The sequence below is a fragment of the Afipia sp. GW821-FHT04G03 genome, from assembly GCF_059419985.1.
The window spans coordinates 417,923-431,612 of sequence record NZ_JBWKSV010000003.1 but is presented as its reverse complement, the minus strand read 5'-3'; the positions used below and the strand labels follow the sequence as shown (position 1 = coordinate 431,612).

At 57.0% G+C, this 13,690-nt stretch carries 14 protein-coding genes; 12 read left to right on the top strand and 2 right to left on the bottom strand.

The genetic code is table 11. From position 1 onward, the window contains the following. Positions 1 to 20: 20 nt before the first annotated feature. The gene (locus AC07UB_RS16445; protein WP_492790530.1) at positions 21 to 1,190 is read left to right on the top strand and encodes a thiolase family protein; all 1,170 of its coding nucleotides are present in this window, start codon (positions 21 to 23) and stop codon (positions 1,188 to 1,190) included. Continuing rightward, positions 1,190 to 1,609, top strand: a complete 420-nt coding sequence (locus AC07UB_RS16440) for a Zn-ribbon domain-containing OB-fold protein (protein ID WP_492790529.1) — start codon at positions 1,190 to 1,192, stop codon at positions 1,607 to 1,609. The genes AC07UB_RS16445 and AC07UB_RS16440 overlap by 1 nt, the downstream gene beginning before the upstream one ends. Positions 1,610 to 1,699: 90 nt before the next feature. Here the strand turns inward: AC07UB_RS16440 and AC07UB_RS16435 are convergent, their stop codons facing one another. Further along, a complete protein-coding gene (locus AC07UB_RS16435) occupies positions 1,700 to 2,803 on the bottom strand; it encodes an ABC transporter substrate-binding protein (RefSeq protein WP_492790528.1) in 1,104 nt (367 codons plus the stop codon). Between the two features lie 475 nt (positions 2,804 to 3,278). Between AC07UB_RS16435 and AC07UB_RS16430 the strand changes: the two genes are divergently transcribed. From AC07UB_RS16430 to AC07UB_RS16420, 3 genes are read left to right on the top strand one after another with little or no spacing between them, the layout of a single operon-like run. Beyond that, entirely contained in the window at positions 3,279 to 4,472 is a 1,194-nt protein-coding gene (locus AC07UB_RS16430) for a cytochrome P450 (protein WP_492790527.1), read from the top strand. 15 nt (positions 4,473 to 4,487) lie between these two features. Next, positions 4,488 to 4,817 (top strand): 2Fe-2S iron-sulfur cluster-binding protein, encoded by a 330-nt coding sequence (locus AC07UB_RS16425; RefSeq protein WP_492790526.1) that lies wholly within the window; start codon positions 4,488 to 4,490, stop codon positions 4,815 to 4,817. After that, positions 4,814 to 6,073 carry an NAD(P)/FAD-dependent oxidoreductase gene (locus AC07UB_RS16420; protein WP_492790525.1) on the top strand — a complete coding sequence of 420 codons (1,260 nt, stop codon included), beginning with the start codon at positions 4,814 to 4,816 and terminating at the stop codon, positions 6,071 to 6,073. The genes AC07UB_RS16425 and AC07UB_RS16420 overlap by 4 nt, the downstream gene beginning before the upstream one ends. Positions 6,074 to 6,126: 53 nt before the next feature. On the opposite strand, the gene AC07UB_RS16415 is transcribed toward AC07UB_RS16420, so the two are convergent. Next, positions 6,127 to 6,654 carry a MarR family winged helix-turn-helix transcriptional regulator gene (locus tag AC07UB_RS16415; protein WP_492790524.1) on the bottom strand — a complete coding sequence of 176 codons (528 nt, stop codon included), beginning with the start codon at positions 6,652 to 6,654 and terminating at the stop codon, positions 6,127 to 6,129. 117 nt (positions 6,655 to 6,771) lie between these two features. On the opposite strand from AC07UB_RS16415, the gene AC07UB_RS16410 reads away from it, so the two are divergent. The 7 genes from AC07UB_RS16410 to AC07UB_RS16380 are packed head-to-tail and all read left to right on the top strand — an operon-like array spanning position 6,772 to position 13,657. Next, positions 6,772 to 7,947, top strand: a complete 1,176-nt coding sequence (locus tag AC07UB_RS16410; RefSeq protein WP_492790523.1) for an ABC transporter substrate-binding protein — start codon at positions 6,772 to 6,774, stop codon at positions 7,945 to 7,947. Between the two features lie 54 nt (positions 7,948 to 8,001). Then, positions 8,002 to 8,892 (top strand): branched-chain amino acid ABC transporter permease, encoded by an 891-nt coding sequence (locus tag AC07UB_RS16405; protein WP_492790522.1) that lies wholly within the window; start codon positions 8,002 to 8,004, stop codon positions 8,890 to 8,892. Beyond that, a complete protein-coding gene (locus AC07UB_RS16400) occupies positions 8,885 to 9,919 on the top strand; it encodes a branched-chain amino acid ABC transporter permease (protein WP_494654425.1) in 1,035 nt (344 codons plus the stop codon). Before AC07UB_RS16405 ends, AC07UB_RS16400 begins: the two co-directional genes overlap by 8 nt. Positions 9,920 to 9,930: 11 nt before the next feature. Next, on the top strand, positions 9,931 to 10,659 hold the full coding sequence (locus AC07UB_RS16395; RefSeq protein ID WP_492792678.1) for an ABC transporter ATP-binding protein: 729 nt from the start codon (positions 9,931 to 9,933) through the stop codon (positions 10,657 to 10,659). Next, positions 10,659 to 11,369: an ABC transporter ATP-binding protein gene (locus tag AC07UB_RS16390; RefSeq protein WP_492790520.1), complete on the top strand. Its 711-nt coding sequence runs from the start codon at positions 10,659 to 10,661 to the stop codon at positions 11,367 to 11,369. Before AC07UB_RS16395 ends, AC07UB_RS16390 begins: the two co-directional genes overlap by 1 nt. 49 nt (positions 11,370 to 11,418) lie before the next feature. Beyond that, positions 11,419 to 12,186: an SDR family NAD(P)-dependent oxidoreductase gene (locus tag AC07UB_RS16385; protein ID WP_494654427.1), complete on the top strand. Its 768-nt coding sequence runs from the start codon at positions 11,419 to 11,421 to the stop codon at positions 12,184 to 12,186. A gap of 34 nt (positions 12,187 to 12,220) precedes the next feature. Beyond that, positions 12,221 to 13,657: an NAD-dependent succinate-semialdehyde dehydrogenase gene (locus AC07UB_RS16380; protein WP_492790517.1), complete on the top strand. Its 1,437-nt coding sequence runs from the start codon at positions 12,221 to 12,223 to the stop codon at positions 13,655 to 13,657. Positions 13,658 to 13,690 lie beyond the last annotated feature (33 nt).

Genomic DNA, 13,690 nt, shown 5'->3' with positions numbered 1-13,690 from the left:
AGGAACCCTGAGGAAAATCAATGATAAATCGCGATATCGCAATTATCGGCTTTGCCGAGACAAAGATCGAATTCCGGTCTGGCCGCAGCGTCTACGATCTGGCCGGCGAAGCCATGGCTGGCGCACTCGCGCATGCCGGGATTGAAAAATCCGAGATCGATGGCATGGCTGTCTCTTCCAGCTTTGCGGATGCCGGCAATCCGTTTTATGGGCCGATTCTATCGGCCTATCTCGGGCTTGAACTGGACTGGTGCCAGGTGACGGATCTTGGCGGAGCGTCGGCCTCCGGCAACATCGCGCGCGCTGCCGCGGCAATTAAAGCAGGGCTCTGCGAAACTGTTGTTGTCATCGCATCCGATCCGCAGTCCAGTGAAAACAAGCAGGCTATTGGAGCTTTCCGAGGCGAATTCCAGTACCCGATGGGCATCATGGGTCCTCCGGGATACTTCGCATTGATCAGCCAGCGCTACGATCATCAGTACGGGCTGGATCCCAAGGCGCTTGGAAAGCTTGCGGTGACTCAGCGGAACCATGCGCTGATGAATGATCTCGCATGTGAGAAGCTTAAAAAGCCGATCACGGTCGACGATTACCTCGCATCGCCGATGATTTCCGACCCGATCCGGATGCTGGATTGCGTCATGGTATGCGACGGCGCCAGCGCGTTTATCGTTACGACGACCGAGCGTGCGAAGAAGATGGGCGCAAAGAAGATGGTCCATCCGATTGGCTATGGCGAACGGGTAAACTACATGGAGACAAACCCGACTCCCGACATCACCGAGGGCGGTCACCGCGCTGCGGGCAAGCGGGCGTTTGAACGCGCTGGCATGAAGCCTTCCGACATCAAGATGTTCCAGCCCTACGACGACTTTCTTATCGCCATCGTCATGCAACTCGAACATCTCGGTTTCTGTGAAACAGGGCGCGGTTGCCAATTCGTCAACGAGCGCGACATGACCTATCGCGGCGATCTTCCGTTGAACACGGGCGGCGGACAGATTTCAGCAGGGCAGGCCGGACTGGCAGGCGGTGCGCATAATCTGTCGGAAGCTTTGCGCCAGTTGTTTGGTGAGGCTGGCGCCCGCCAGATCAAGGATCATGCCAATGCGATCGTTACCGGAATCGGCTGGATACCGTACGGACGTAACTGGGGCTCAAGCACCGCATTGATTTTGGAGGCTGCATAATGTCGATCGAATTCGATCCCTTGGCGGGACAGCGTCCTGCTCCGATTCCGTTGAACTTCAGCAAGCCGTTCTGGGACGGCGCGAAGGACAAGAAGCTGATGCTTCAGTATTGCCCGAAATCGGGCAAGTACCAGTTCTATCCCCGGCCGGTCAGTGTCTACACCGGCACACGCGAACTGGAATGGCGCGAAGCCAGCGGGAAAGGGCACATCTATTCGTTCTCGCTGTCATATAAGGCTCCGCCTCCGTTCAAGGACGTGAAGCCTTACGTCATCGCGAGCGTCGAGCTCGAAGAAGGCGTGCGGATTCTGACCAACATCATTAATTGCGATCCGAAAGCCCTCAAGATCGACATGCCGGTCCGCCTGACATGGGTGCTGGCCGGGACTTCGAACTATCCGGTGTTCGAGCCGGCATAAACAACCCGTCGAGGTTGACCCTTCGACCGACCAAAAGCAAGCCGCCGACAATTGTCGGCGGCTTTGTCGTAAGAGGACTCCGGATATCGTTTACTTCGTAGCCGCCTTGGCTCGCTTGATGACGTCCGCGCGGTCGAACTTGTTGAAGTCGGCTACAAAGCGGTTCGTATAAAGCTTGTCCATCGGTAGGTCGGTGACCGTAATTACGCCGCCGAGCTTGAGCGACTTGATGACGCCTTGCCACTCGGCATCGGTAAAGCTGCCCAACAGCGGCTTTTCTCCCGGCCCAAAGTAAAGCAGCTTCTTCATACGCGCCGACAGGATCTTCAGTTCTTTTGCCATCGCCTCGCTTTCCAGGCCTTGCGGTTTTTGGGCAGGGTAAGCTCGCCAGAACGACCGGATGCATTCTTCTAGATTGGCGTCACAGGCGACGATGCTTTTAGCGATGGCGCGGCCAAAACGGGCAACGAACTCGGGCTTGTTTTTCATCAGATCGTCTGTGACCGCGAACCCGTGACTTGGGTTTCCGTTGAATTCGCTTGGAAAGTTGACCTCGCGGAGTTTGAAGCCGGAAGCTTCGAGAGTCGCGTGCATGGTGTCCCAAAGATTCAAGGCATCCACCTGTCCAGTCGTCATCGCCCGGAATGCTGGACCGCCAGTACCGACGGTGAAAAGCGAGTATTGACTTGGCTGGATACCGACAACGCCCAACGCAGCCTTGGTGACGGGGACGTTGCCGAATGTCGGACCGGCGATTCCGATTGTTTTACCTTTCAGGTCGGCAAGTCCTTTGATCGGGCTGTTCTCGGGAACAACGATCTCCCAGATCGACTGCCGCGTGTAATTGAAAACAAAGCGCAATGGAATTGGTGTCGCGCCTGGCTGAAGTGCATTGACCACGGTTTCCACGCCCACATAACCGGTGTCGAATCCTCCCGACAGTATTTGCTGAATGACGGGATAAGTCCCCTGCATGGAGACGACCTCGTAGTCGAGGTTGTCGTCCTTGAAGAGGCCAAGCTCCTTGCCGAAAGTCAGGTGCGCCATGTTGGACGCAAAGCCGGCTGGCCAGCCGATTTTCACGACGTCAGGCGACTGGGCGACAGCGACCGAGGAAAGGAGTGGGATGCTGCCAGCAATCACGAGCGCGAACCGCAACTGTGACAATGCCTTTCGATTGATACAGTGTGACAATTTTCTCTCCCCTATAGTAATTAATTTTTATTTGCACGATCGTGCGATTAGGTGAGAGACAAGTCAAGCCTCATTCGATACGAGCGCCATCACGTCGCAGCACTAAGGCACGGGAATAACTGCAGGAAGGCGGAATCCGCTGCGTGCATGCAGCGGCATGTCGAACAACGCATTTCGCCTGGGTCTCTATTTCCAGTGCTTGGTGACGCCGGACCGTTCATTTCCAAGCTGTCGAAATGGGTGCAATGCAAAACAGAAATGCAAATTGTACGCCCGTACAATTCCTGAAGTTGGTTGACAGAATAAAGTTGAGGTGGCAACTAACTAGGCGCATGCGAGTGCGGACGGTTTGCTGATCGCTCGGAGGAATCTGGTTTTGCCGAACGAGCGGGCCTGATGAATCACAGGGGCTCGTTTCTCTTGTGCGATGCCGGATCGACGGACGTTCGTTTCAGTCACTAGGAGGAGAATGACCATGGACGTGATTGCTGATCGGACCGCTACCGACATCGATCCTTTTTCATCGGGTTACATCCTCGATCCCTATGCATCTCATGAGCGGATGAGAGATCTTGCCCCCGTTGTCTGGCTCGAGAAATGGAACGTCTGGGCTGTTGCTCGCTACGAGCAAGTGCAGTCCGTTCTGACAGACTGGCGGACTTTTTGTTCGGGCGGCGGCGTCGGAATTCTCGATCAGCGTAAGAATGGCGGCTGGAGAACGCCAAGCCTTCTTCTTGAAACAGATCCGCCCGACCATACCGCCAACCGCGCAATCGTCGGCCGCATTCTCTCCCCCGCGGCGCTGCGCGCTTTGCGCGCTACGTTCGAGAAGGAAGCGGAAATTCTGGTCGATAAGGTCGTCAAGGCCGGAACGGTTGAGGGCATTACCGGATTTGCTGAAGCCTTCCCCATGAAGGTATTTGCAGATGCGGTTGGCGTACCTCTCGAGGGCCGGCACCATCTGATCGCTTGGGGCAACATGGTGTTTAATGGCATGGGGCCTCGCAACGAACTGTTCGACTGTGCAATGGCGAATGCCGACGAGGTGTCGCAATGGGTCAACATGGCCTGTCAGCGTGAAAACCTGACGGACGGCAATCTTGGCGCGCAAGTTTATCGTCATGTTGATTCTGGAGAGATCGACGAACGGCACGCCGCGCTGTTGGTCCGGTCCTTTCTGTCAGCCGGAATTGATACGACAACATACGCGATAGCCAGTGCGCTTTTCTGTTTCGCCAGTCATCCCGACCAATGGGACATCGTTAGGAGCGAGCCGGCGATGGTGAAAGCGGCGTTCGAGGAAATGATGCGCTTTGAATCGCCGTTTCAGACATTCTTCCGAACGACGACGTGCGATACGGAACTCGCGGGCGTTCAGATTGAAAAGGACAGCAAGGTCCTTGTGTCCATCGGTGCCGCGAACCGCGATCCGCGCAAATGGAACAATCCCGACAATTTCGACGTTCGGCGCAGCACAACGGGGCATGTCGGGTTCGGGGCCGGCATTCACGGTTGTGTTGGACAAATGATCGCCCGGCTCGAAGTTGAGGTGCTCTTATCCGCGCTTGCGCGACGGGTGAGTCGGATAGAAATGACCGATTCACCGGTTCGCCAGTTGCACAATACGCTGAGGGGCTTCGAGCGCCTTCCTCTGCGCTTTCACGCGTGAGGCGGTAAAGATTCAATGCCGTCGATCACCTTCATTCAATCTAATGGACGCCAGGACGTCCTCGATGTGCCGGTCGGCACCACGCTCATGCACGCGGCCGTCGGCGCAGGTCTCAACGGTATCGTTGGTGAGTGCGGCGGATCCGCGATGTGCGCAACATGTCATGTCTATGTGGATCAAAAACAGGATCAGGCGAAAGCAATTCCCCCGGTCAGCGCTGTTGAAGACGCGATGCTCGATTCTGCGGCATCGGAGCGACGGAGTGAAAGCCGTCTGAGTTGCCAGCTCCGTGTTACAGAAGCGTTCGATGGCCTTGTGGTTCATCTACCCGAGAGCCAGCTATGACGGCGCCCGAAACGGTCATCATCGTCGGCGCGGGTCAGGCGGGATTCCAAGCCGCGGCTTCGCTGCGCGATGAGAAATTCGCGGGCCGCATTCTTTTGATTGGCGATGAACCGCATTTGCCGTACCAGAGACCACCTCTCTCCAAGGCGGCGCTCGAATCCGGGGCGCAGGCCACCGGACTATCACTCAGGCCGTCGAAATTCTTCGACGACAGAATGATAGAGGTCCGGTCCAATGAGCCGGTTTCAAAAATCGATCGTTCGAGCCTATTGGTCACGCTGCGCTCAGGAGAAATTCTCCGATACGATCATCTTGTTCTTGCGACCGGCACGCGGAATCGGCTTCTGCAGGTTCCCGGCGCAGATCTCGACGGGGTTTGCTATCTTCGAACTGCGGCCGATGCCGAGGTTCTCCGGGCCAAGCTTGAACAGGCCAAACACTTGGTCGTCATCGGTGCTGGCTTTATCGGTCTCGAAGTCGCTGCGGTTGCTCGGAAGCGCGGTATTGCCACGACGGTGCTCGACATCGCGTCGCGGCCTATGGCGCGTGCCGTCAGTTCACTGACGTCGGATTATTTTCACGGCCTTCACGCAAAAAGCGGCGCGAAGATTCATATGAATGCCGACGTTGTTGCGATCGACGGCGTCGATGGGAAGGTGACTGGAATTCAACTCGGAACCGGTGAGCGGCTTGCGGCGGATCTCGTTCTGGTTGGAATCGGTGTGGTTCCAAATGCAGAGCTGGCAGCTTCAGCGGGGTTGTTGGTGGACAATGGCATCGTCGTCGATGAATTCCTGACGACCAGCGCCCCGCATATTTCCGCCATCGGCGACTGTGCAGCTTTTCCGGCCGGCGCGGACGGTATGTTGACGCGGCTGGAATCGGTGCAGAACGCCGTCGATCAGGGACGTGTCCTGGCTGCGAAACTCGTGGGCCGGCAGATGCGTTATGCAAGCGTGCCGTGGTTCTGGAGCGACCAGGGCGACGTCAAATTGCAGATTGTTGGCCTTGCAGCAGGGCATGATGAAGTCCTGGTTTCAGGCGAAATGGATGGCGGCTGCTTCTCAGTATTCTGCTTCAGAAGAAAAAATCTCGTTGCCATCGAATCCGTCAACCGCCCGGCCGATCACATGGCTGGCCGGCGCTTATTAAAGCATAACGTTCGGTTGTCACCGGAGCAGGTCACTGCCGCGCAGTTCGATATCAAGGCAATGGAGATTCAGGCGCGTGAGACGGCGTTGGAGGTTTGTCCATGACAGGCCGAGCCATCCGCGAAAGCCATCTTCGCCAAAGAAATGCCTCCATCTCGCTACTTTTTCCGTTTGCCTTGAGTGGGGCTCGTGGGGTCGTAGGCGTTCACGTAAGGCACATTAGCGCGCATCTTTCGCAGGCAGACGATGAGAGTTTCGATCTCTTCCGGCGAAAGAGTCGACAGCAGCCGTTCTTCGCGCGCAAGCGCTGCAGCAATAATGCGGTCATGGAGAGCATTGCCGGATTTGGACAGCCGCATGATCCGCGAGCGGTTGTCATCGGGATCGGGCTCACTCGTAACAAGACGCTCGTCCTCAAGGACGTGCAGGCTGCGACTGACCGCGCCTTTATCGAGTCCGATCGCGTTGATGATCTGGTTCGCGCTGATGTCAGGCATTCCCGCGAGGACGCCCATCACGCGCCACTCGGTGATCCCAAGACCGAAGTGATTCCGGTAGGTGTCGGAAGCACCGCGCGACAGCCTGTTCGAGATGTAAGTGAAAAAGTACGGGATGTGCCGATCCAGATCGAGCACGGTGCGGCCGGATACGGCTGTAGCTCCCTGACGAACATTTTTCTTTTGCACGAATATTTTCCCCGCAATTTCTCAAAGGAAATCCGGTCACTTGCATAAGACCGAACATACAAAGTGATGATCTAAAGCAAACGCAGAGTCATTGAAATCAGAATGAGGGAGGAAAAAATGGAAAAGTTCAAGCACATCGTGATGACAGGGTTGTTCGTCGGACTGTGTGCATCGTCTCAAAGTCATGCACAAGAGCCGCTCAAGGTCGGAGTGGTGACGCCTCTCTCCGGTACTTATGCGGGCATCGGACAGCCGGTCCGGTGGGGGTTGGAGCTCGCAGCAAGTGAGATCAATAGCGCCGGCGGCATTGCTGGCCGAAAAGTTGTCCTCATTTTTGAAGACGAGGAAGCAAATCCCTCTGTCGCCGTTCAGAAGGCCGAACGCCTGTTTCAGGTCGAGAAGGTCGATTTCCTGACAGGCATGGTCAACTCGGGTTCGACGCTCGCAGTTGGACAACTCGGGGAGCGAAACAACAAGCTGGTGTCGACCACCGTTTCGTTCGCGGATTCGATCACGGGCGACAAGTGCTCGCCGAACGTATTCCGCGTCAATGCTCGCGCCGAGCAGCAATCCTATGCACTGACGAATTGGCTTGGGAAAGAAAAGCCAACCGCCAAGGTATTTGCGGTCGGTCCTGATTATGAGATGGGACGGTCAAGTGTAGCCGCGCTCAAGGCCGGCGCTGCGAAAAACAAGATCGAGGTCGTGGGCGAGGTTTTTGCTCCGCTGGATTCGAAGGACTATTCGCAATACTTCGGCCAGATTCGCGCAGCGCGACCTGACATGATCTACACGTCGGTGGCTGGCAACGACACTGTTCGCTTTCTGACCCAGCTCGATGAATTTGGAATCCTGCGGACAGCGGGTGTGGTCGGTTCGTCGGGAACGATCACTTCGCAAAATCTGGCTGCTGTCGGCAAAGCCGCGGAGGGTTACGTTACGGGATCGGGGTATTCACCCAAGATCGATACCATCGAGAATAAAAAGTTCGTCGGTGCATTCCGCGCGATGTTCAAGACGGACCCTGATCTGTTCGCCGCGGACTCCTATGGGCTGCTCTATGCCTACAAGGCGGCGGTTGAGAAGGCTGGCTCGGCTGACACCGACAAGGTTCGTGAAGCGCTGCGCGGACTGTCGTGGCAGACGCCTCAGGGCCAGAAGACGATCCGCGCCGGTGACAATCAGGCCATGCAGCCGATGTACATCGTGAAGATCAAGAACGGCCAGTTCGATGTCGTCGGTCAGGTCGCGGCCGAAGACGCGATCGGTCCGGATCAGTGCACTCGCTTCTGATTCTTTCGCTGCGGCGCTCGAAGAGCGCCGCAGCGCCACACGGTGGAAAGCATCATGGGATTGATCGACTACATTCAATTTGTCCTGGCGCCTCAGGTCATCAACGGGCTGGCGCTGGGGACGGCTGTTGTGCTTGTCGCGCTGGGACTGACCATTATTTTTGGCTTGCTTGACGTCATTAATATGAGTCACGGTGAATTCTACGCGGTAGGTGCATTTGCAGGCCTTTCTTTGGCGGCTACCGGAGTCAATTTCTGGATTTTGATCGCGCTGGTGCCGATTTTGATGGCGCCATTGGGGATACTCACAGAGCGATTTTTGATACGACGCGTGTTCGACGGCAAGGATCGGCATGTCTCGACGCTTCTGCTGACGTTCGGCCTGTCTTTGATCATCGAGGATGTTCTGAAGGCAATTTACGGGCCCAACACCCACCGCATCGATGCGCCGGTATCAGGCGCACTCGAAATCTTCGGAATTATCGTTCCGAACTATCGGCTGCTTCTGATCGGAATCGGTGCAGCCATCATCTGTGCTGTGGCGTTCGTGACCTATCGTACGCGCCTGGGAGCGGTGGTGCGTGCTGCGGCGTTCGACCGCCTGATGGTTTCGTCGCTGGGCGTTCCGGTGGGCTGGGTTTATGCGGGCACGTTTGCGCTCGGTGTTTCGCTTGCCGGACTCGCAGGTATTTTGCTTGCTCCCTTGTACTCGGTGTTTCCGACGATGGGACGCGATTTTATCCTGCTCGCGTTTTCCGTGGTCATCATCGGTGGAATGGGGTCAATTTGGGGCGCGGTCATTGCCGGCATTTTCCTGACGCAGGTGCAGGCCCTCGCAAGCCTCGTGATCTCACCGGTCTGGACCGACCCGATCGTGTTTGGAACGATGGTCGCGTTTCTTATGTTCCGCCCGCAGGGACTGTTCGGGAGACTGGGTCATGCTTGACCGGCAATCCCAGATCATGCGCGCAAACCACCTTCTGATGCAGGTCTTCGTCGGCGGGGCGCTGGCTTTGGCTCTTTTCGGTATGGTGTCCGGCAATGCATTCTATCTTCGCTTGAGTACAGAAGCTCTCATTTTTGCGGGCCTTGCGCTCTCCGTCGATCTGCTATTGGGTTATACTGGAGCCTTGTCGCTTGGGCAGGCGCTCTATTTCGGCATCGGCGCATATGTGTCGGCGCTTGTGCTGCTCAGAACGCCGTCATTCTGGCTTGCAATGGTTGCGGCCGGTGGGGTCTCCCTCGTCGTGGCCTTTGTCGGTGGCATTATCGCCAATCGTGTCCGCGGTGTTTACTTCACCTTGATCACTCTTGGTCTCGCTCAGGTCGTCGGCAAGATCGTATACAACACCCGCGAACTGGGAGCGTCAGACGGTATCATCGGCATTCCGGTGATTGATATCGGCATCGGTACGTTGTCGGTGTCCGCGGGCAATCCGGTCGGCTTTTTTCTGGTCGTTCTCTGCATTATGGCGGCGCTCTACGCGACCCTTTCATACCTTCTCGAAACGCCGTTCGGGCGCGTTCTGATTGCACTGAAAGTCAACGAAAAGCGTGTTCCGTTCCTGGGTTACTCATCGTGGCGCGCGCGGATGGTGGTTTACGTGCTCGCTGGGTTGGTGGCAGGCCTGTCCGGGGCGCTCTATCCGATGCTGCGCGGCTTCGTGTCGCCCGAACTGATGTCGTTCACTGTGTCCGGCAATGCGGTGGTCTCTGTGCTGTTGGGGGGCGTGGGGACGCTGGCCGGAGCACTTTACGGCAGCGTCCTGCTTGTCATCATCAAGTCGATCGTCGGGAGCTGGACCGAGCATCATCTGATTTTCATTGGTGCGCTTTTCATGTGTTCGATCCTGTTCCTGCCTCGAGGGCTGATTGGGATTGTTCAGCCCTGGCTTCTGCGATTTGCGGCACGGTCAGCCAAATCCGAACCCGTTGAACGTGTGGTGGCTGTCTCGCAGGAGGTCAAATCGTGACATCACCTGTCATGAAGATTGAGGGACTCGGCATCGCCTTCGGAGGATTGAAGGCGGTTGACGATGTCACCTTCGATATCGAACGGTTTCGGGTGACCACCGTGATCGGCCCTAACGGTGCGGGTAAATCGACGCTCTTCAATTTGATGAGCGGCGCGCTTCGTCCCCGCTCCGGACGGGTGTGGATCGACGGCGTCGACATGACGGGAAAGTCGCCAGAGCAGATGAAAGCGAGCGGTCTGTCACGCTCATTCCAGATTACGAATCTGTTTTTCGATCTTACGGTGCGGGAGAATCTGAGGATTGCAGCGCAAGTTCTGGAGCCGCGGCGAAACGCTTTCCTGTTGACTCGAAAGAGCGTCCGCGCGCTGGCCAAGGTCAAGGAAATGCTCGACCGGTTCGATCTCGGTTCAAAAGCCGACGAACTTGCGGGGAGCTTGTCCCATGGTGAACAGCGCCGGCTGGAAATCGCTGTCTGTCTTGCCTCCGAACCGAAAGTTCTGCTGCTCGACGAACCGACCCAGGGGATGAGTCAGGGTGACACCGAGGAGACCAAAGAATTAATCCGGTCGCTCGCCAACAGTGTGACGGTCGTTTTGATCGAACATGACGTAGGTCTAGTGATGAGTATATCGGATTACATTGTCGTCATGCATCAGGGCCGCAAGCTCGCTGCCGGCGATCCCAAATCCGTGCGCGCCAACCCTGCCGTCCAGGCAGCCTATTTCGGACACGCGTAATGCTGCTGAAAATCGAAGGGCTGCACACGTATTATGGCCTGAGCCATATCATTCAGGGAATCGATCTCGAAGCTGACAGCGGCGAGATCATCGGCATTTTTGGCCGCAACGGCGTCGGCAAGACGACACTGCTGAAAACGATCGCGGGCTGGGTGGCGCCTGCGCGGGGACAGATCATGCTGGACGGCGCGCGGCTGGATGGCCGCAGCTCCGACAAGATATGTCATCTGGGTGTCGGGATTGTGCCGGAAGACCGGCGCATCTTTCCGGGCCTGACGGTTGCGGAGAACCTCAGTATTGCTCTGCTGCAAGTGAGAGGCCGCAGCGCGCGAGAGGAACGACATGCGCTCGACCGCATCTACGTGCGGCTGCCGCGCCTGGCGGAGCGCCGCAAGCAGTTCGCGACCACGCTATCAGGTGGCGAGCAACAGATGCTCGCGATGGCGCGCGTGATGCTGGGAAAGCCGAAGCTCGTGTTGATCGATGAGCCTACGGAAGGATTGGCGCCCATGATCGTGGAAGACATTTTCAAAATGATCCGCGATCTGCGCGACGACGGCGCCTCAATCTTGCTAGTCGAGCAGAATGTCCATCAGGCACTCATGGTGACCGATCGTTTCTGTGTGGTGGAACGCGGGCGCATTATCGTGACAGGCGATGGAAAATCCGAAGCGGATCGCGAGCGGCTCTTTGCCGCGATCGCCGTCTAAGCGGCAAGCTGACCCCATCCGAACTCTCAATTGTATGCAGGAAAATGGAATGACAACGGCTTCGAAGCGACTTGATGGCAAGGTTGCCATCGTGACTGGCGCAGCACAAGGCATTGGGCGGGTCTATGCGTTGGCGCTCGCCGCCGCTGGCGCCAAGGTTTGTGTGTCGGATATTGCGGTGCCTGAAGAAACTCTCGCCGAGATCAACGGAGCCGGTGGGGAGGCGAGTGCCGTGAAGGCCGACGTTTCCAGTCAATCGTCACTTGATGCCATGATCGAGCACACGGTTGCGAGGTTTGGCCGTCTCGATGTGCTGGTGAACAATGCTGGTATGTTCGGATCGTTGAAGATGCAGGGCTTTGCCGACATCGCATCCGAGGAGTGGGATCGCGTCATGACGGTCAATGTGCGCGGTGTCTGGCAGGCGATAAACGCCGCGGTTCCCGCCATGAAAAAGTCCGGTGGGGGCAAGATCATCAATATCTCATCCGGCACTGTATTTAAAGGCAGCCCGTATCTATTGCACTATGTGACGTCCAAAGGAGCCGTGATCGCGCTGACACGCGCCATTGCTCGCGAGCTTGGAGACAGCAATATTTGCGTCAACGCTATCGCGCCGGGTCTTGTCATGAGCAGCAACGTCCAATCCCATCCAGATTGGCAGAATGTTGCCGCGGCCATTGTATCGAGCCGTGCAATCAAGCGGGAATCGATGCCAGAGGATCTCGTCGGCGCATTACTTTTTCTTGCTTCAAATGATAGTAATTTTGTCACTGGCCAGACCTTGGTGGTCGATGGTGGCTCTGTTATGCACTGATTGAAACTCAAGAAACCGCTAAGGGAGAATTCGGGTGTCAAAAGTTCAGCTCTTTATCGACGGCGAGTGGTGCGACAGTCTGTCCGGGAAGACGATTACAGTCGTTAATCCAGCTACGGAAGAAAAAATCGGCGAGGTCGCCCATGCCCAGCGCGAGGACCTCGAACTTGCAGTGAATGCGGCTGAACGCGGCTTTCGGGTCTGGCGCAAGATGTCGCCGCTCGATCGCTCCGGAATCTTGCGCAAGGCCGCGGACCTGCTGCGCCAGCGCGCTGAGTCCATCGCGCCCATGATGACGCTCGAACAGGGCAAGCCTGTCGCCGAGGCGAAAATCGAGATTCTGGGCTGCGCGGACTTTCTCGACTGGTTCGCCGAAGAAGGCCGCCGTACCTATGGGCGGATGATCCCGGCGCGGGGTGAGGGCATCTACAATCTGGTGATGAAAGAGCCGGTCGGGCCGGTGGCGGCATTCACGCCGTGGAATTTCCCTATGAGCCAGGCGGTGCGTAAGCTGGGCGCGGCTCTGTCGGCCGGTTGCTCTGTGGTCATTAAGCCGCCTGAGGAAACTCCTGCATCCCCGGCTGAGTTAATCCGCGTGCTGGCCGATGCGGGCTTGCCGAAAGGTGTAGTCAATCTGGTTTATGGCGTGCCGTCGGAGATTTCGGATTACCTGATTTCACATCCGGTCATCCGCAAGGTTTCCTTTACGGGGTCGACGCCGGTCGGCAAGCAATTGGCCTCTTTGGCTGGTGCGCATATGAAGCGCATCACTATGGAGCTTGGCGGCCATGCTCCGGCGATTGTATTTAATGACGCCGACGTCAAGTTCGCAGCGGCCGTGCTGGCAGGTGGGAAGTACCGCAATGCCGGCCAAGTTTGTATCGCGCCGACGCGCTTCCTGATCCAGGACGGCGTCTACGATCAGTTTGTCGATGAATTCGTTGCGAAAACGAAGGCCCTCAAGGTGGGCAACGGTCTTGAGGACGGCGTGACCATTGGACCGCTGGCCAACGACCGTCGTCAGGCGGCGATCGGCTCGCTTGTGGATGATGCGCTCAAGAATGGCGCCAAGGCGCTCACCGGTGGCAAGCGAAGCCAGAACAAGGGCTATTTCTTCGAGCCGACCGTGCTCGTCGATGTGCCAAAATCCGCGCGCGCGATGAACGAGGAGCCGTTCGGCCCCGTCGCTCTGATGTCACGCTTCAAGGATTTCGATGAAGTCATGACGGAAGCCAATCGTCTTCCATATGGCCTTGCATCTTATGCCTATACGCGTTCGGTGAAGACCTCGACCGCACTGGCAACCGGTATCGAAAGCGGAATGCTGTCGATCAATCATTACGGACTGGCATTGCCCGAGTTACCATTTGGCGGGGTCAAAGATTCGGGTTACGGCTCTGAAGGCGGGCTTGAGGCTGTGGAAGCCTATCTCGCCACCAAGTTTGTCTCGCAAGGCAGCCCGGCATCGTGATTGATGATCCGAGGTGAACGCTTTGGGTTCGTT